Genomic DNA, 17,167 nt, shown 5'->3' on the forward strand with positions numbered 1-17,167 from the left:
CCTGGCGGGATCAGGTGTTCCCCTGCGACTTCGTCCGGCTGAGCGTGTCGAGCTTCTCGCGCATCTCGGCCATCTGCCGCTTCAACTCATCGAGTTCGCTGGCCGATTTCGGCTCCTCGCCGGCCGCCTCAGGCGCCTCGCCCTCGCGGGTCTCGGGCCGGAACGGGGTCCACATGCGCATCGCATCGCCGAAGAACGCCATGTTGGCCCGCACCTGCTCCTCCATCGCCTGGAAGGCGACGGGGCCGAAGGTCTTCTCCATCTGGGCGCGGAGCTTCGACTGGTCCTTGGTGAGGTTGTCCATCGAGAATTCGAGATAGCGCGGGACCAGCGCCTGCATGCTGTCGCCGTAGAAGCGGATCAGCTGACGCAGGAAGGCGGTCGGCAGAAGGTTCTGCCCCTGCTTGTTCTCCTGCTCGAAGATGATCTGGCCGAGGACCGCGCGGGTGATGTCGTCGCCGCTCTTTGCGTCGGTGACGACGAATTCCTCGCCGTTCCGGACCATCCGCGCCAGGTCCTCGAGGGTCACATACGTGCTCGTCCCCATATGGTAGAGGCGGCGGTTCGCGTATTTCTTGATCGTGGTCGGAGGTTTTTTGTCGACCATGCCTTGGTTCCATCCCGTGCCTTCGTCTTGTCACACGGATGGTGCGGCGCGGCAATGTGCATCCCATATGCGAGGAGAGGCGTCGGTCCCGCTCCCGCCGGGAGGGCTCTGGAGCGCTTGACAAGCGCCGCAGCGAGACCGATGCCGCACACGCAACCGGTCCCGGCCTCGATGGTCGGACGCACAGGGAGAGCATCATGGCTGAGGCCGAAATCGTCATCGTCGGGGCCGCTCGCACGCCGGTGGGGTCCTTCAACGGCGCCTTTGCGACCGTTCCGGCGCACGAACTCGGGGCGACCGCGATCAAGGCGGCGCTCGAGCGCGCCAACGTGAAGCCCGACGAGGTCGACGAGGTCATCCTCGGCCAGATCCTCGCCGCCGGCGAGGGCCAGAACCCGGCCCGTCAGGCCGCGATGAAGGCCGGCATCCCGCAGGAAGCGACGGCCTGGGGGCTGAACCAGCTCTGCGGTTCGGGCCTGCGCGCGGTCGCGCTCGGCATGCAGCAGATCGCGAACGGGGACGCCAAGGTGATCGTCGCCGGCGGCCAGGAATCGATGTCGATGGCGCCGCACGCCCAGCATCTGCGGGGCGGCACGAAGATGGGCGACGTCAAGATGGTCGACACCATGCTCCGGGACGGCCTGATGGACGCCTTCCACGGCTATCACATGGGCAACACCGCCGAGAACGTCGCCCAGAAATGGCAGCTCTCGCGGGACGAGCAGGACAAGTTCGCCGTCGCCTCGCAGAACAAGGCCGAGGCCGCGCAGAAGGCCGGCCGCTTCAAGGACGAGATCGCTCCCGTCACCGTCAAGGGCCGGAAGGGCGACGTGGTCGTCGACCAGGACGAGTACATCAAGGCCGGCGTCACGCTCGAAGGCGTGTCCAAGCTGAAGCCCGCCTTCGCGAAGGACGGTTCGGTCACGGCCGCCAACGCGTCGGGCATCAATGACGGCGCCGCCGCCGTGGTGCTGATGTCGGCGGAGGACGCGAAGGCGCGGGGGCTCAAGCCGCTCGCGACGATCGTCTCCTGGGCGACGGCGGGCGTCGATCCGGCCATCATGGGCACGGGCCCGATCCCGGCCTCGCGCAAGGCGCTAGAGAAGGCCGGCTGGACGGTCGCCGACCTCGATCTGGTCGAGGCTAACGAGGCGTTCGCCGCCCAGGCCTGCGCGGTGAACAAGGACATGGGCTGGGAGGCCGACATCGTGAACGTCAATGGCGGCGCGATCGCCATCGGCCATCCGATCGGCGCCTCCGGCGCCCGCGTCCTGACCACGCTGCTCTACGAGATGGAGAAGCGGGACGCGAAGAAGGGCCTCGCCACCCTCTGCATCGGTGGCGGCATGGGCGTCGCCATGTGCGTCGAGCGCGCCGGCTGAGCGTCCGGCTTCGTCGTCATCCGGCGAATCCCGGGAAGGACCTCCTTCCCGGCCCTCCCGGCCGTTTTCGCTTCGGCCGGGACGGATTCGCCGGCCGATGCCGTCGACTTTGCGTCCGCGCAAAATTCCTCACTTGACCGGGCCTCGCCCGGTCTTTTCATATCAATGCCCCCAAGCGGTGTGCCGGCGCAGGTCCGGAGCCGATAATCGACGCGGGAGGAACGGGTTATGGCGCGAGTGGCTCTGGTCACGGGTGGTTCCCGCGGCATCGGCGAGGCGATCTCCAAAGGCCTGAAGGCGGCCGGCTATGTCGTGGCCGCCAACTATGCCGGCAACGACGAGAAGGCGGCGGCCTTCACGGGCGCGACCGGCATCAAGACCTACAAGTGGGACGTCTCGGATTACGACGCCTGCGTCGCGGGCATCGCCCAGGTCGAGGCCGATCTCGGACCCGTCGAGGTGCTGGTGAACAATGCCGGGATCACGCGCGACGGCATGTTCCATCGCATGACGAAGGATCAGTGGGACGCGGTCATCAACACCAACCTCAACTCGCTGTTCAACATGACACGCCCCGTCTGGGAGGGCATGCGGGCGCGGAAGTTCGGCCGTGTGATCTGCATCTCCTCCATCAACGGTCAGAAGGGCCAGATGGGGCAGGTGAACTATTCCGCCGCCAAGGCGGGCGATATCGGCTTCGTGCGGGCGCTCGCTCAGGAGGGCGCGCGGGCCGGGATCACCGTCAACGCGATCTGCCCCGGCTATATCGGGACCGAGATGGTGCGGGCGATCGACCCCGCCGTGCTCGAGAAATCGATCCTGCCGCATATTCCCGTCGGTCGGCTCGGCGAGCCCGAGGAGATCGCGCGGGCGGTCGTCTTCCTCGCCAGCGACGATTCGGGTTTCATCACCGGCTCGACGATCTCGGCCAATGGCGGGCAGTATTTCACCTGAGGATCCGCGGCGGAGGGCGTTCCCTCCGCTGCACTCCGTCGAGGCCGTCAATCCCGCCTCGACGTTCCCCCCGGTCGTGGCGCCTGGGGCAGGCCTCGGCCAAGAGGCCTACAGGACGATCGGTTCCGGCCAGGCTCGGGCAGCTAGCCTGAAATGGCGTGTCTGAGGCTCGGCGAGCTTCACATCGCGGCGTAAGCCGGCCCCAAGCCTCCCCCCGGCTGTCTCCCACGCGGTGGGGATCGACGAAGCGGCTACCGGGCGAGCCCCGAACCGTTCGGCTTGGCGCTGCCGGCCGTCTTCTGCTCGTGTGCCAGGAAGCCGGCCTGCTTCGCCGCTTGAATACGTCGGTTTGCCCTAAGAAGATCGGTCAAAACTCTGATCTGATCCTCTTTTGTAAGAAGATCGTCTCTCTCGACGCGCTCCCGTAGAAGTTTGATGGTTGCATTGTTCATTTTTTACGTCCTTCTTTGTTCTGGTTAAAGGCTGCTGGCGCCATTTGTAGCTGGGGCGCGTCGAGCCGAATTGTCTTGGTCCGTCTGTTAGAGGGCCGCCATTCTATTGGCTAGCCTTTCATGCTCGGCGGCTGCGGCGTGTTCGTCGAATGGCTGCCGTTTTTTGGGGCGTCGGCCCCTTGCGATCGAGCCCGCTTCATGGCCGAGGTTCCGTCTGACCGTGATCGAATTGACCGGAAGCGGACCGCCGCTCAGGCTGGCAGGGAATCGGGAGAGTGACGGACGATGGCGCCGGTTGACGAGATCGAGTCCTTGCAGCGACGAGAGCGCATACCGGAGGCGATGCTGCGCGGATTGTTCCATCCGCTGTCCGGCACGGGCCTCGTTCTCGGGACGCTGTTCTTCGCCGCGGCGCTGACGCCCTCGCTCGTTCCGCGGACCTATCTGACCCAGGGAGCGCTGGCGGGAGCCTGCCTGGCGGTCGGCTATTGCCTCGGCGTCGCCGCGCGGTGGCTCTGGACCTATCTCGAACTGCCGGAGCCGGCCGAGCGGATCCGCCGCCTCGCCCGCCTGGTCGCGGCGGTGTTCTGCGTCGGCGTCGCGCTCACCTTTCTGTGGCGTGTGGCGGGGTGGCAGAACTCGATCCGGTCCCTGATGGGACTCGAGCCCGTCGAGAGCGGCCATCCGCTGAAGGTCTGTCTGATCGCTCTCCTCGTCTTCGTCGTCGCCCTCATCCTGGGGAGGATGTTCAACGGGATCATGGGGTGGCTTGCGCGGCAGGCCGCCCGCGTCGTGCCGCGGCGCGTCGCCAATGTGCTCGGCGCGTCGGCCGCCGTGTTCCTGTTCTGGGCCCTCGCCAACGATGTGCTGGCCCGGACGGCCCTGCGGATCCTCGATTCCTCCTTCAAGGCCTATGACGCCCTGATCGAGCCGGAACGCCAGCGGCCGGAGGCGGCTTCGAAGACCGGGAGTCCGGCGTCGCTGGTCAGGTGGACGGAACTCGGTCGCGCCGGGCGCGAATTCGTGGCCTCGGGGCCGAGCGCGGCCCATATCGGCGCTGTCACCGGCAAGCCCGCCGAGGAGCCGATCCGCGTCTATGTGGGGCTTCGCGCCGCCGACACGCCCGAGGCCCGCGCGCGGCTCGCCCTCGAGGAGCTGAAGCGCGTCAAGGCCTTCGACCGTCCGGTCCTGGTCGTGGTCACGCCGACAGGCACGGGATGGGTCGATCCCTCGGCGATCGACTCGCTCGAATACCTGCACCACGGCGCGACCGCGTCCGTCGCGATCCAGTACTCGTACCTAAACAGCCCCCTGTCGCTCCTCGTGCAGCCCGAATACGGCTCGGAGGCGGCCCAGGCGCTGTTCGCGGAGATCTACGATTACTGGACGGCCCTGCCCAAGGATCGCCGGCCGCGGCTCTACCTGCACGGCCTGAGCCTCGGGGCCTTCAACTCGCAGAAATCGGCCGACCTCTTCCGCATGATCGGCGACCCGATCCAGGGTGCCCTGTGGAGCGGGCCGCCCTTCGGAAGCCGCCTTTGGCGTTCGTTCACCGACGGCCGCAATCCGGGCTCGCCCGCCTGGCTGCCGGAATTCCGAGACGGCAGCTTCGTCCGCTTCATGAACCAGGACGGCTCGCGCGTGCCGGCCGATACGCCCTGGGGCGCGATGCGGCTCGTCTATCTGCAATATGCCAGCGACGGCGTGACCTTCTTCGATTTCAACGACTTCTTTCGAAGCCCGGCCTGGCTGAAGCTGCCGCGGGGGCCCGACGTCTCGCCGGATCTGCGCTGGTATCCGATCGTGACCGCGCTTCAGATCGCCCTCGACATGGCGGTCGCGACGGCCCCGCCGATCGGCTTCGGCCATTCCTACGCGCCGAAGCACTACGTCGAGGCCTGGATGGCGGTGACGGATGTGCGGGACTGGAGCGGGGACGCCGTCGCGCGCCTCAAGCACCACCTCTCCGAGGCGGCGGCGAGGGAGATCGAGACCCAGGGAGACGAGGGCGCCTACGACAACCGCGGCGGCTGACGCGGGGGCTCGGCGAGATCAGGGCTTGCGGGCATCCAGCAGCGCCTCGACGACGTTCGAGAAGTCGTCCGTCCAGGGGCGGCGGCCGGGCTCGGGGGCGAGCGGCGTGAAGAGCGGGTCGGTCGCGATCGGCCCGAGATCGGAGAGGGTCCGCGCGAGGACCACGATCCGTGCCCGCGAGCGCATGCGCCTCGCGGCGGGCTCGTCGGTCTCATCGGTCCCGACGAGCGCCACGAGCCCGTGCTCGGCGGCCGTGCGGACGAGGATGCGCCGCAGGTCGAGATGCCGGTTGGAGATGTGGAGCACGATCACGCCGTGCGGGCCGAGGCGCGAGAGATAGAGTCCGATCGCCTCCCGCGTCAGGAGGTGGACCGGGATCGAATCGGAGGAGAAGGCGTCGAGGAGGACGAGGTCCTGTCCCGCCGGCGCCGAGGCGAGGGTGAGGCGCGCATCGCCGAGCACGATCGGCATCTCGCCGCAATCGCGCAGGAAGCGGAACCGGGCCGGATCGCGGGCGATGTCGATGACCGATCGGTCGATCTCGTAGAAGGTCCAGGCCTCCCCCTCGCGCCGGTGGCAGGCGAGGCTGCCGGTGCCGAGGCCGACCAGCGAGGCGGAACCGATCCGCCCGCCCCGCGCCGTTCGGACGGAGGCAATGGCCCGGCCGATCACGCCTTCGAAGGTGTAGTAGGTCGTCGGCTCTGGCCGGCCGACGGTCTCCGATCCGTCCTCGCCCCGCAGCTGGATCGCCCCATGGATGGTCGTGCCGTGGGATAGGACGCGGAACCGTCCGTCCGTGGTCGTCTCGATCCTGTGGATGCCGAAGAACGAGCGGATCGATTCGCCGGGCGTTCCGCCGATCAGGCCCGGATGTGTCGCCAGGAGGGCGATGGTCGCGGCGGCCACGACGCTCGCCGCGACGCTGCGCCACCACAGGATCGCGACGATGGCGGCGGCGAGGAACGGGAGTTTCGACGATGCTCCCGCGGGCGCGCCGAGCTTCGGCGCGAGAAGGGAGGCGGCGATCGCGCCGAGGCAGAGCGCGAGGGCGGCCGCACCCTGGACGAGCGCCTTTCGGGGCGGGGCCTGGTCGCGCCAGTCGGATCGGCAGAGCAGGCTCGCGACGACCAGGAGGGGGTATTCGGCGAGCGTGTCGAACACGAGCGGGGCGAGCATGCCGCAGAACAGGCCGCCGATCGCCCCTCCGACCGACAGCGCGAGGTAGAATCCCGTCAGCCCGCCGGCAGGGGGGCGCAGGCGGTACAGCAGCCGGTGGCAGGCGAGCGCGGTGAGCGTGAAGAAGCCGAGATGGAGGGCGAGCCCGACGCCGAGCGAGGTGGGCTGTCCGAGGGCGAGCAGCGTCAGGGTCGCGAGGCCGATCCGGATCAGCGTCAGGCGATCATGGTCGAGGATCTGGCCGGGTCGGAAGGCGACGACGAAGCTGAGGAGATAGAGGCCGAGCGGCAGGGTCCAGAGCAGCGGCATCGGCGCGATGTCGGTCGAGATATGCGCCGTCACCGCGACGAGCAGGCCGGAGGGGATCGCGGCGAGGCCGATCCAGGCGAGCCAGCGCCCGAGCCCCGCACGGTGCCGGGCCTCCTCCTCGAGACGCGGTGCGGCCGCGGGCCCGCGCATGGCGAGGAAGCCGCAGGCGGCGATCAGGCCGATCAGGAGCACGAAGCCGGCCGACCAGCCCTGAAGCTGGTCGCGCAGCCGCAGGGTCGGCTCGATCAGGAGCGGATAGGAGGCGAGGGCCGCGAAGGAGCCGATATTCGAGGCCGCGTAGAGGAAATAGGGATCGCCGGCCTGGGCGTGCCCGGTGCGGGAGAACCAGGACTGCAGCAGGGGGCCGTTCGCCGCGAGGGCGAAGAAGGGCAGACCGAGGGAGACCAGCATCAGCCCCGCGAGCCAGGGGATCTCGTAGCCGGCAGGCGCGGAGGTCCAGCCCGGCGACAGCGCGATCGGCAGGGTCAGGCTCGCGGCACCCGTGAGCGCGAGATGGATCGGCACGGCGCGGCGGATCGGCATGGCGCCGAGCCCGTGCGCATAGGCATAGCCGGCGAGCAGCAGGCACTGGAACACGACGGTCGCGACCGACCAGACGCTCGGGGAGCCGCCGAGGATCGGCAGGACGAGCTTCGCGAAGAGCGGCTGGACGGCGAAGAGGAGGAAGGCGGAGAGCCCGATCGTCGCCACGAAGACCGGCACGGCGGCGACGGCTCCTGATCGCGGGGAGAGGGCGGCGGGGGATGTCGGCATCACGAGGGTTCCGGCCGCCGACAGCCATAGGCATCGAGCCTTAAGGCCGCCTTTCGGCGGGCAGCTTGGGGGCGCTGCTCCGGCGGCCCCTCGTCTCGACGCCTGTCCCGATCGCCGCGGGCTATGCCGAAGCGTCCTCGTCGCCTGGCGGCTGCCGGCTCGCGATGGACGCAGGGCCCGTCGTCGCCCGGTCGCCGGTCCGCCTCTCGGCGGCGCGGAGGCGGTGGGTGTAGCGGTAGGCGATCCCGTATCCGAGCGACGTGTACAGCGCGAAGGCCGTCTCGTTCGCTTCGCGCATCTGCAGATAGGCCCGCTCGGCCCCGGCCTGCCGTCCCCAGGCCATGAGGTCGGCCACCAGCCGCCGCCCGAGCCCGAGCCCCCTGAGATCCGGCGCGACCACGATGTCGTAGAGGCCGACCAGGCCGCGCTCGGCGACGGCGAAGCCCCAGGCGGCCGCCTCGCCGTCGAGGCGGAGGGTCGCGAAGGCCGCCTTCTGGCGGATGCGGCTGACGATCCGCGCAAGCATCTCGGCATCGGCCTTCTCGCCGCCATAGGCCGCGGCGGCGGCCTTGCACCAGGCGGCGCTCGGTCTTGCCGTGATGTCGAGGGCCGAATCCGGCGCGGCGACGGCGTCGAGCGGCGCGGTCAGGGCGAGGGAGGGCTCGTGCGAGACGAAGCCCGCGGCGTCGAGGAGGCCTTCGGCGGCAGCGTCCTGCGTCCCCGTGAGCCGGAAGCAGGCCGGCAGGCCCCTCGCCGCGAAGCTCGCGCCGATCGCTTCGATCAGCTCGGCATCGAGCGAAGCGCCTTGCACGATCGGCGTCGCCGCGTTCGCGCGCTTCGAATAGCCCCTCGTGAAGCGGAGCAGCCAGCCCCCGGCGAGTTCGGTCTCGAAGGACGGCCATGCATTGACGAGCCGACGTTCGAGCTCGAGCGTGAGGGCAGCTTGGTCCATGAACGCCTTGACGTGGGGATCGGGTTCCGAGCCTGCCGCCGTGTCGGCGACACGACGGCTGCTCTCAATCGGTCGGAGGTGACGTCGGCTGCCAATCGGGCGGCGCCATCTCGAACCCGGCGAAGTCGAAGCCGGGCGCGACGGTGCAGCCGACGAGGCTCCAGGCGCCGAGGCTGCGCGCGCTCTGCCAATGGCCGGCCGGCACCACGGCCTGCGGCCGCTCTCCGGCCGGGAGGTCGGCACCGAGGCGGTGGGTGACGACGGTCTCGCCGTCGGAGGAGAGCGCCAGGTCCAGGGGGGCTCCCGCATAGTGGTGCCAGGTCTCGACCGCATCGACGCGATGCCAGTGCGAGGCCTCTCCGGCCGCGAGAAGATAGTAGATCGCGGTCGACGCCGAGCGTCCCGTCCCGTCGCGGCACTCGTCCCGGAAGGTCTCGCGGTAATGGCCGCCCTCGGGATGGGGTGCGAGGCCGAGAAGCCGGACGACGTCCTCGGCCGCGAGAGTGGAGCGAAGTTCGCTCAGAACCGGTTCTTCCATTCGCGCAGGGCCGTGAAGACCGTCTCGGCATCGGCGCCGGCCTTGCCGGCGGCCTCCGCGACGGCCGGCTCGCCGGCGCGCAGGAAGGGATTCGTCGCCTTCTCCTCGGCGATGGTCGAGGGCACGAGGAAGCGTCCTTCGGCCTTGGCGGCCTCCGCTTCCTTCTGACGCGCCTGAAGCGCGTCATTGCCCGGCTCGACCGCCAGCGCGAATTTCGCATTCGACAGGACGTAGTCGTGCCCGGAATAGACGCGGGCCTCGCCGGGCAGCGCCGCGAGGCGCTGGAGCGAATGCCACATCTCGGCATAGCTCGATTCCATCACCCGTCCGCAGCCGAGCGTGAACAGCGTGTCCCCGGCGAAGAGGGCGCGGTCGGCGGCGAACCAATAGGCGATGTGGTCGCGGCAATGGCCGGGCGTCTCCCAGACATGGGCGTTGAGTTCGCCCACGAGGACGCTGTCGCCCTCGCGCACATAGGTGTCGGCGAAGGGGACGTCTGTCTGGGCCTTGACGGGTGCGACGACGCGGCAGCCGTGCCGCGACTTCAGGCCCGGAATGCCCTGGATATGGTCGGCGTGACGGTGCGTGACGAGGATGTCGCTGAGCCTCCAGCCGGTCTGCGCGAGCGCAGCCTCGACGGCGGCCTCCTCCGGCGCGTCGATCGCCGCGCAGGCCCCGGTCTGGGGATCGTGGATGAGGGCCCCGATATTGTCCTCGAGGCAGCGAAAGACGTGAATCTCGGCGGGCATGGTCGCACTCTGCATGAACGCAGGCTGGCTATCATGCCGGACGCGGTCATGGGAACCTCGCCGCCTTCTGTTAGGCTCGGTGTCCCGTGGCGGACGGCAGGAGAGCGGATGAGCGTCGACGTCACCGATCTGATGAGGTTCTACCAGGCCCCTCTCGGGGAGGCCGCACGGAGACAGCTGTCGCGCGTACTCGCCGAGAGCTGGGACGGTCTGCGCGGCCTGCGCCTGCTCGGGATCGGCTATGCGACGCCCTATCTCTCCGCGCTGGGAGCCGATTGCGAACGGACGATCGCGTTCATGCCGCCGTCCCAGGGCGTCGTGACCTGGCCGGAGCCGTCGCGGTCGTCGAGCGCCCTCGCGGATCCGACCATGCTGCCTCTGCCCGAAGGGTCGATCGACCGCGTTCTCGTCGTGCATGCCATCGAGATGGCGCCGGAGCCGGCCGAGATGCTGCACGAGATCGCCCGCATCCTGACGCCGTCCGGCCGCGCCCTGCTGGTCTTCCCGAACCGGCGCGGCCTGTGGACGCGGATCGACACCACGCCCTTCGGCCACGGCCAGCCCTTCAGCCGCAAGCAGATCCGCCGTCTGCTGCAGGAGACGCAGCTCGAGGCGGAGGCCTGGCGGGAGACGCTCTACATGCCGCCGCTCGAGAACGGGCTCGTGCTGCGCAGCGCGGCGGCCTGGGAGCGGATGGGCCGACGGCTCGCGCTTCCCTTCGCCGGTCTGCACGTCGTGGAGGCGGGCAAGCGCCTGCACCGCCCGATCGCGGTGCGCACGCGGCGAGGGAGCAAGGCTCCCCGCCCCGTCTTCCTGCCGGTTCCCGCGTCGCGCTCGTCGTCGTAGCGTCCCGGCGGCCGCCGGAGGCTCTGCCCCCGCCGAAATCGGCGGGCGTCAGCGCCAGAACGGTTCGGTCTTGCGGATCCGGTCGTGCGCTTCGCAGGCGGCCTCGACCAAGGCTGCCTCGTCGACCTCCGAGGGGGCCGGATGATCGGGTTGGGAGGAGGCCTCGGCCTCCATCATTCGCTTAGCCGTATCGATGTCGTTGAGGTCTCCGAGCGCTTCCTGGAGCGCGGAGAGCGCGTCGGACAGGGCACGCTGCCGCTTCTTCGCCTTGCGGCCGGGGAAGGCGCCCGCGAAGAACTCGACCGCGTACCGGAACACCTTGCCGTCGATGCGCACGCGATGCCGCGTTTCGACGTCGAGGCGGTCGAGATGGCGGCCCGACTTGCCGAGACGGCGCCAGCGCTTGTCCAGCCACTTGCTGGCATAGACCGAGAGACGCTGGGCGCGGATCTCCGCCGTGTCGGACCGACGCTGCCAGCCTCCGGTCTCGATGAAGGCCAGGAGGTCGATCATGAACAGCCGCACGCGCTTCGAGCGGAGGTTGCGGATGACCCGATCGTAGGCCGCCTCGCGATTCCGCTGCATCTGCACCCGCAGGTCGGACGGGGCGGCTCCGTCGACGGCGAGGCGGGCGAGATAGACATCGAGGTTGCGGGCGTCGCCGAAGCTTTGGAACAGGCCGCGCAGGCCGCGCGTGATGCGCTCCGTCTCAGGCCCGTCGAGGAGCGGCTTGAACAGCTTGAAGGCCGAGCGGAGCCGGCGGATCGCGACGCGGCCCTGGTGCAGCGACTCGACCTCGCGGCGCAGGATGCCCGGCTCGCATTGCCGGAAATGGGTGAGGCACGATCGGGCGATGGCCTGGAATGCCAGTTGCGCCGGCATGCCGGGGATGAGTTCCGGGGGGCGGGCCTTCGGCGCGCCGGGCTTGGGCGGCGAAAGCAGGCGGTAGCCGCGCTCGGATTTCGATTGGATCCCGATCCGGGCGGGCAGCACGGCGACGATCTCGCGCGCCAGATCGAACATCGACGTGACCGAGCCCGATTTCAGCTCGATCTCGATTTCACGGATGGGCGTCGAGGCCGAGCCCGCGCGGATCGCGCCGATATCGAGGGCGAGTTCGAGGTCGGACCCTTCCCGGCGCAGATGCCAGCAGGTCCGCTCGAACTCCGTCTCGAGCACGGGCGCGAGCGGACCGGCGCCCGCGATCTCGGCCCGGATCGCCGCGTCCGGGATGGCGTCGAGATCCGGCTCATCGCCTTGCAGCTCGGTTTCCCATTCGACCCGGTCGAGCAGCCCGCCGTTGCCGGCCGCCTTGAGGGTCTGGATGCGCCGCTCTCCGTCGCGCCTGAGGCGCAGGACGAGGCCGCTCCGCTGCAGCGCGTGGTCCTCGGTGTCGAAGATGCGCGAGACGAGGTGGTGCGTCTCGCCACCGGGCGGCAGTCCGCGCTTCGGTCGTTGCGGTGCGGGGGGCTGCACGGGTTCGAGTTCGAGTTTGAGCTCGATCTCGCGGGGTGAAGTCATTCTGGTTTCGCTCTCCTGCGCGGAAAGGGTGCCGCCTCGGCCGGGATGCTGTCAACGAACCACATCCTGCCGTTGAGTCGCCTCCGAGCGCGAGCCCGCAGATAGACCCCGCGGGACGACGACCATGTGAAGGATTGTTCGCCGGGGCGTGGCGCGCGGAGACGTTTTTTCTCGACCGGTCGGAGGGAGGACGCTAATCGGCGGTCGTCGTGCCGTCAGCTGCCGCCCTCTCCCGCATCGCTCCCGGTATCCTGCTCTGCGGCGCCGTCACCGTGGTCGCGCTCCTCGTGCAATGGCTCGAGGAGCGGATCTTCGGCCACCCCTATGTCGAGGCCCTGGTGCTGGCGATCCTGCTCGGCACGCTGCTGCGGACCATGTGGGAGCCGGACGACCGCTGGCGCGACGGCATCGCCTATTCCGCGAAGCAACTGCTCGAAGTCGCGGTGATGCTGCTCGGCGCCTCGATCTCGATCGAGCTGATCCTCTCCGCCGGTCTCGGCCTGCTGGCCGGCATCGCGGGGACGGTCGCGGTCGTCATCTTCGCGAGCTACGGTCTCGGCCGCCTCCTGTCGCTTCCGCCGCGGATGGCGGTCCTGATCGCCTGCGGCAACTCGATCTGCGGGAATTCCGCCATCGCGGCCGTCGCGCCCGTGATCGGCGCGAAGTCGCACGAGATCGCCTCGGCCATCGCCTTCACCGCCGTCCTCGGGGTGATCGTGGTCCTCGCTCTGCCGCTCCTCGTGCCGCTGATGGGGCTGACCGAGACGCAATACGGGATCGTCGCAGGCCTGACCGTCTATGCCGTGCCGCAGGTCCTCGCGGCGACGGTGCCGGTCGGCACGATCGCCGTGCAGATCGGCACGCTCGTCAAGCTCGTGCGTGTCCTCATGCTGGGTCCGGTGGTGGTCGCCATGACGCTGATCGGCCCGCGCTTCGCCGAGGGGGGCGATGCGGCCCGTGCGAAGAGGCCCGGCTTCGGCCGGCTCGTGCCCTGGTTCATTCTCGGCTTCCTCGGGCTCGCCGCGGCGCGCTCCCTCGGGCTCATTCCGGACATTCTGGTCGGGCCTGTGCGCGAGATCTCGCGGGCCCTGACGATCCTGTCGATGGCCGCGCTCGGGCTCGGCGTCGATGTGCGGGTGCTCGGCCGGGTCGGTCCGAGCGTCGTCGCCACCGTGACCGGTTCGCTGCTCCTGCTGGTTGCGATCAGCCTCGTCCTCGTCCGCATGCTCGGGACGGCCTGATCGCATCGCGGCACCTTGGACCGCAGCCGTGCGATGCGATAGAGGCGAGGTCTTCCTTCGGACCGGATGACCCCGGCGCGATGCGAACAGGGAGCCAGCATGATGTATCCTGAAATCCGCCTTCACGTCGCCGGCGAATGGCGCGGGGCCCGCTCGGGCGAGACGCTGCCGATCATGAACCCCGCGACCGGCGAGGAGATCGGCCGCGTGCCGAAGGCCGGCACGGCGGATCTCGACGAGGCGCTGGAGGCGGCGGAGCGCGGCTTCAAGGCCTGGCGCAAGGTCTCGGCCTTCGAGCGCAGCAAGATCCTGCGCAAGGCCGGCGACCTCATGCGCGAGCGCGCCGAGGAGACCGCCCGCATCCTGACGATGGAGCAGGGCAAGCCGCTCGTCGAGGCCAAGGGCGAGACGCTGGCGGCCGCCGACGTGATCGACTGGTTCGCCGAGGAGGGCAAGCGTGCCTATGGCCGCGTCATTCCGGCCCGCGGCGATGGCGTGATGCAGCTCGTCATCCGCGAGCCGGTCGGCCCGGTCGCGGCCTTCACGCCCTGGAACTTCCCGATCAACCAGGCCGTCCGCAAGGTCTCCGCCGCGCTCGCGACGGGCTGTTCGGTGATCCTGAAGGGGCCGGAAGAGACCCCGGCGAGCTGCGCGGCACTGATCCAGTGCTATCTCGATGCGGGCGTGCCGGGCGACGTCATCGGCCTCGTCTTCGGCGTGCCGTCGGAAATCTCGGAATACCTCATCCCGCATCCGATCATCCGCAAGGTGACGTTCACGGGCTCGACCGCGATCGGCAAGCTGCTCGCGGGCCTCGCGGGCCAGCACATGAAGCGGGTGACGATGGAGCTCGGCGGCCACGCCCCGGCCATCGTCTTCAAGGACGCCGACCTCGACAAGGCGGTGAAGCTGCTCACGGGTCACAAGTTCCGCAATGCCGGCCAGGTCTGCGTCTCGCCGACCCGCTTCCTCGTCCACGATTCCGTGCTCGAGGAGTTCACCGACAAGTTCGTCGCGGCGACGAAGCAGCTGAAGGTCGGCAACGGCCTCGACGCCGACACCACGATGGGTCCGCTCGCCCATGACCGCCGCGTCAGCGCGGTCGAGGGGTTCGTACAGGACGCGACGGCGAATGGCGCGGAGTTGCGGACCGGCGGCAGCCGGATCGGCAACCAGGGCTATTTCTTCGAGCCGACCGTGATCACCAACGTGCCGCTCTCGGCGCGGATCATGAACGAGGAGCCCTTCGGACCCATCGCCTCGATCAACGGCTTCTCCGACGACGAGGCGGCCTTCGAGGAGGCGAACCGTCTGCCCTACGGGCTTGCGGCCTATGCCTATACGCGCTCGACCGACATCGCCGAGAAGCTCGCCTCGCGGGTGGAATCGGGGATGATCTCGATCAACCATCTGGGCCTCGCCCTGCCCGAGGTGCCCTTCGGCGGCATCAAGGATTCCGGCTATGGCAGCGAGGGCGGTTCGGAGGCGATCGACGCCTATCTGAACACGAAGTTCGTCACCCAGGCCCGCGCCTGACGCATCGGGCGGGAGCGGCTCCGCGCCGCTCCCGCCCGAATAGCCGCGGCGGCAGATGATGCCGGCGCGCTATGCTACTTTTTGCTCATAAAAAAACCATCAAAAAGCCTGGATTCGTGGGCTGCCGGCATCGTACGCCCTTGATCGACACGCGCCTTCTGGTTGCTGTCAGTCTAGGGAGCAAACAAGGTGCTGAAGATCGTCACAGCGGCCGTCCTGGCCGCCAGCCTGGGCGCGTGCGCGAGCGCAACCAGAGGTCTCGACGAGTCGGTGACGTTCACGTCCAATCCGCTCGGCGCCACCGTGACCACCTCGCTCGGCTATGTCTGCGCCGCGACGCCGTGCACGATCGATATCCCCCGGCGGAAGGAATTCGAGGCCGTGTTCTCGAAGCCCGGCTTCAAGACGGCCACCGTGTCGGTGAAGACCAAGCTCGCGGGGGCCGGCGCCGCGGGATTTGCCGGCAACATCCTGATCGGCGGCGTCGTCGGAATGGCGGTCGATGCCGGAACGGGCGCCACGCTCGACCACCATCCGAACCCCGTCGTCGTGACGCTCGAGCCCGAGGGGCGCGCACCGGCCCGCCGTCATGGACGCCGGCCGCGTCCGACGAGCTGAAGGCGCGCGGGGCGCCGATCCTCGTTGCGTGGGAGCAAGGGAGGCCGAGAGGCCTTCAGGCGGCAATCCTGTCGAAGACGAGCGATCGGTGCATCGCGGTCCCGGCCGTGACTCCGTCAGCCGACGCCCAGGTGGCGCTGTGGGGCGCGCGGGCGATGTCGCCGGCCGCGAAGACGCCCCGGATGGTGGTCTCCTTTGTCTCGTCCGTGCGGATGACGGGGCCGAGGATGCCCTCGTCCACGGCGCAGCCGAGCTGTTCGGGGATCCGGCTGTTGAGGTGGCTCCGCGGCGCCACGTAGAGCGCCTCGATCTCCACTTTGCGTCCATCCGCCAGCGCCACATGCGACAGATGCCGGCCCGCCCCTTCCAGGGCGCGGATGGAGGCCGGCTCGATGGCGATCCCTCGTGCCGCGAGCTTTGCCGCGCTGTCGGGATCGGGCAACGCGCCGCCGTCCAGGAAGAAGGTCACGGGTCCCCATTCCCGGACGAACTCGGCCTGATGGATCGAGGCGGGGCCGGTCTGCAGCACTCCGAGCGGGCGTCCCGCGAACTCGTAGCCGTGGCAATAGGGGCAATGGAGGACGGAGGTGCCCCAGCGTTCGCTCAGCCCCTCCACCTCGGGCAGGACGTCCCTGAGGCCGAAGGCGAGCAGGAGGCGGGCAGCGTCCAGGCGCTCGCCGCTCGCGAGGGTGACGGTGAAGGCGTCGCGGACGCCGTCCGCGCCGATGGCTTCGCCCTCGCGGAAGGTCACGCTCGGATAGGCGGCGACCTGCGCGCGGGCCGCTTCGATCATGGCGCGCGGATCCTGTCCGTCCTGCCCGAAGAAGCCGTGCGAGGCCTGCGCGAAGCGGTTGCGGGGTGCGCCGGCGTCGATGATGCAGACCGAGCGCCGTGCGCGGGCGAGGTAGATCGCCGCCGACAGGCCGGCAAAGCTGCCGCCGATGACGAGAGCGTCATAGCGCATCGGGTGTCCTCGCTTCATGGGCCGTTCTCGGGTCGAAGGCCGGGCGATGAGCCGCCATGCGGCGATGAAAATCGGCGCTGAGCGCTGCGAGCGTGACCTCGCCGAGGCGGCTCAGCAGCAGCGCTTCGGCGTCGCGGACGGCGCCGTCCATGGCGGCATTGACGGCCTGTTCGACGAGGCAGCCGGGGGCTTCGGTCCGATTGCCGATGGCGAAGAGATCCGGGGCGCCGAGGGCGTCATAGATGTCGCGCAGCGTCACGGAGCAGAGATCGCAGACGATCCGCCAGCCTCCGCCGTGCCCCTTCTCCGACGCGACGAGCCCCTCGTCCCGCAGCCCCGCCATGATGCGGCGCACGACGACCGGGTTCGTCTGCATGATCACCCCGAGCGCCTCGGAGGTCACGGGGCCGTCCAGTTCGGCCATGTGGAGCAGGACGTGGAGCACGCCCGACAATCGGCTGTCTCGTCTCATGAAACTTCATATGTTGCGTGATGCGCCGCACGTCAACCCGCG

At 69.4% G+C, this 17,167-nt stretch carries 16 protein-coding genes; 7 read left to right on the top strand and 9 right to left on the bottom strand.

Annotation, left to right across the window (positions count from 1 at the left end; translation table 11 throughout):
* Nucleotides 1-10: 10 nt before the first annotated feature.
* Complete coding sequence (gene phaR, locus EV668_RS14995; protein ID WP_133771363.1) at nucleotides 11-607, bottom strand: polyhydroxyalkanoate synthesis repressor PhaR; 597 nt, start codon at nucleotides 605-607, stop codon at nucleotides 11-13.
* 197 nt (nucleotides 608-804) lie between these two features.
* Between phaR and EV668_RS15000 the strand changes: the two genes are divergently transcribed.
* Nucleotides 805-1,989 carry an acetyl-CoA C-acetyltransferase gene (locus tag EV668_RS15000; protein WP_133771365.1) on the top strand — a complete coding sequence of 395 codons (1,185 nt, stop codon included), beginning with the start codon at nucleotides 805-807 and terminating at the stop codon, nucleotides 1,987-1,989.
* Between the two features lie 228 nt (nucleotides 1,990-2,217).
* On the top strand, nucleotides 2,218-2,943 hold the full coding sequence (phbB, locus tag EV668_RS15005) for an acetoacetyl-CoA reductase (RefSeq protein ID WP_133771367.1): 726 nt from the start codon (nucleotides 2,218-2,220) through the stop codon (nucleotides 2,941-2,943).
* A gap of 251 nt (nucleotides 2,944-3,194) precedes the next feature.
* Here phbB and EV668_RS15010 read toward each other — a convergent pair whose 3' ends face one another.
* Nucleotides 3,195-3,395, bottom strand: coding sequence for a hypothetical protein (locus EV668_RS15010; RefSeq protein WP_133771369.1), 201 nt, complete (start codon nucleotides 3,393-3,395; stop codon nucleotides 3,195-3,197).
* Between the two features lie 342 nt (nucleotides 3,396-3,737).
* On the opposite strand from EV668_RS15010, the gene EV668_RS15015 reads away from it, so the two are divergent.
* A complete protein-coding gene (locus EV668_RS15015) occupies nucleotides 3,738-5,429 on the top strand; it encodes an alpha/beta hydrolase (RefSeq protein ID WP_133771371.1) in 1,692 nt (563 codons plus the stop codon).
* A gap of 18 nt (nucleotides 5,430-5,447) precedes the next feature.
* Here EV668_RS15015 and EV668_RS15020 read toward each other — a convergent pair whose 3' ends face one another.
* The 4 genes from EV668_RS15020 to gloB all read right to left on the bottom strand — a co-directional run bounded on the left by EV668_RS15020 (nucleotide 5,448) and on the right by gloB (nucleotide 9,927).
* Complete coding sequence (locus EV668_RS15020) at nucleotides 5,448-7,688, bottom strand: spermidine synthase (RefSeq protein ID WP_133771373.1); 2,241 nt, start codon at nucleotides 7,686-7,688, stop codon at nucleotides 5,448-5,450.
* Nucleotides 7,689-7,809: 121 nt separating this feature from the next.
* The gene (locus EV668_RS15025) at nucleotides 7,810-8,640 is read right to left on the bottom strand and encodes a GNAT family N-acetyltransferase (protein ID WP_133771375.1); all 831 of its coding nucleotides are present in this window, start codon (nucleotides 8,638-8,640) and stop codon (nucleotides 7,810-7,812) included.
* A 64-nt stretch (nucleotides 8,641-8,704) separates the two neighbouring features.
* A complete protein-coding gene (locus EV668_RS15030) occupies nucleotides 8,705-9,178 on the bottom strand; it encodes a cupin domain-containing protein (protein ID WP_133771377.1) in 474 nt (157 codons plus the stop codon).
* Entirely contained in the window at nucleotides 9,160-9,927 is a 768-nt protein-coding gene (gene gloB, locus EV668_RS15035; protein ID WP_133771379.1) for a hydroxyacylglutathione hydrolase, read from the bottom strand. Before gloB ends, EV668_RS15030 begins: the two co-directional genes overlap by 19 nt.
* Before the next feature lie 108 nt (nucleotides 9,928-10,035).
* On the opposite strand from gloB, the gene EV668_RS15040 reads away from it, so the two are divergent.
* Complete coding sequence (locus EV668_RS15040; protein ID WP_133771381.1) at nucleotides 10,036-10,773, top strand: class I SAM-dependent methyltransferase; 738 nt, start codon at nucleotides 10,036-10,038, stop codon at nucleotides 10,771-10,773.
* 48 nt (nucleotides 10,774-10,821) lie between these two features.
* Here EV668_RS15040 and EV668_RS15045 read toward each other — a convergent pair whose 3' ends face one another.
* Nucleotides 10,822-12,294 carry a CYTH and CHAD domain-containing protein gene (locus EV668_RS15045; RefSeq protein ID WP_133771383.1) on the bottom strand — a complete coding sequence of 491 codons (1,473 nt, stop codon included), beginning with the start codon at nucleotides 12,292-12,294 and terminating at the stop codon, nucleotides 10,822-10,824.
* Between the two features lie 209 nt (nucleotides 12,295-12,503).
* Here EV668_RS15045 and EV668_RS15050 point away from each other — a divergent pair, with 209 nt between their 5' ends.
* The 3 genes from EV668_RS15050 to EV668_RS15060 all read left to right on the top strand — a co-directional run bounded on the left by EV668_RS15050 (nucleotide 12,504) and on the right by EV668_RS15060 (nucleotide 15,689).
* Nucleotides 12,504-13,535 (top strand): YeiH family protein, encoded by a 1,032-nt coding sequence (locus tag EV668_RS15050; protein WP_133771385.1) that lies wholly within the window; start codon nucleotides 12,504-12,506, stop codon nucleotides 13,533-13,535.
* A gap of 102 nt (nucleotides 13,536-13,637) precedes the next feature.
* Nucleotides 13,638-15,071, top strand: a complete 1,434-nt coding sequence (locus EV668_RS15055; RefSeq protein WP_133772083.1) for an NAD-dependent succinate-semialdehyde dehydrogenase — start codon at nucleotides 13,638-13,640, stop codon at nucleotides 15,069-15,071.
* 270 nt (nucleotides 15,072-15,341) lie between these two features.
* Nucleotides 15,342-15,689, top strand: coding sequence for a translation initiation factor 2 (locus tag EV668_RS15060; RefSeq protein ID WP_245513202.1), 348 nt, complete (start codon nucleotides 15,342-15,344; stop codon nucleotides 15,687-15,689).
* Nucleotides 15,690-15,744: 55 nt separating this feature from the next.
* Here the strand turns inward: EV668_RS15060 and EV668_RS15065 are convergent, their stop codons facing one another.
* Both EV668_RS15065 and EV668_RS15070 read right to left on the bottom strand, forming a co-directional pair.
* Nucleotides 15,745-16,653, bottom strand: a complete 909-nt coding sequence (locus EV668_RS15065; protein ID WP_133771388.1) for an NAD(P)/FAD-dependent oxidoreductase — start codon at nucleotides 16,651-16,653, stop codon at nucleotides 15,745-15,747.
* The gene (locus EV668_RS15070; RefSeq protein ID WP_133771390.1) at nucleotides 16,643-17,125 is read right to left on the bottom strand and encodes an Rrf2 family transcriptional regulator; all 483 of its coding nucleotides are present in this window, start codon (nucleotides 17,123-17,125) and stop codon (nucleotides 16,643-16,645) included. Before EV668_RS15070 ends, EV668_RS15065 begins: the two co-directional genes overlap by 11 nt.
* Between the last annotated feature and the right edge of the window lie 42 nt (nucleotides 17,126-17,167).

This window comes from Enterovirga rhinocerotis (assembly GCF_004363955.1).
GTDB classification, from domain to species: Bacteria; Pseudomonadota; Alphaproteobacteria; order Rhizobiales; family Beijerinckiaceae; genus Enterovirga; species Enterovirga rhinocerotis.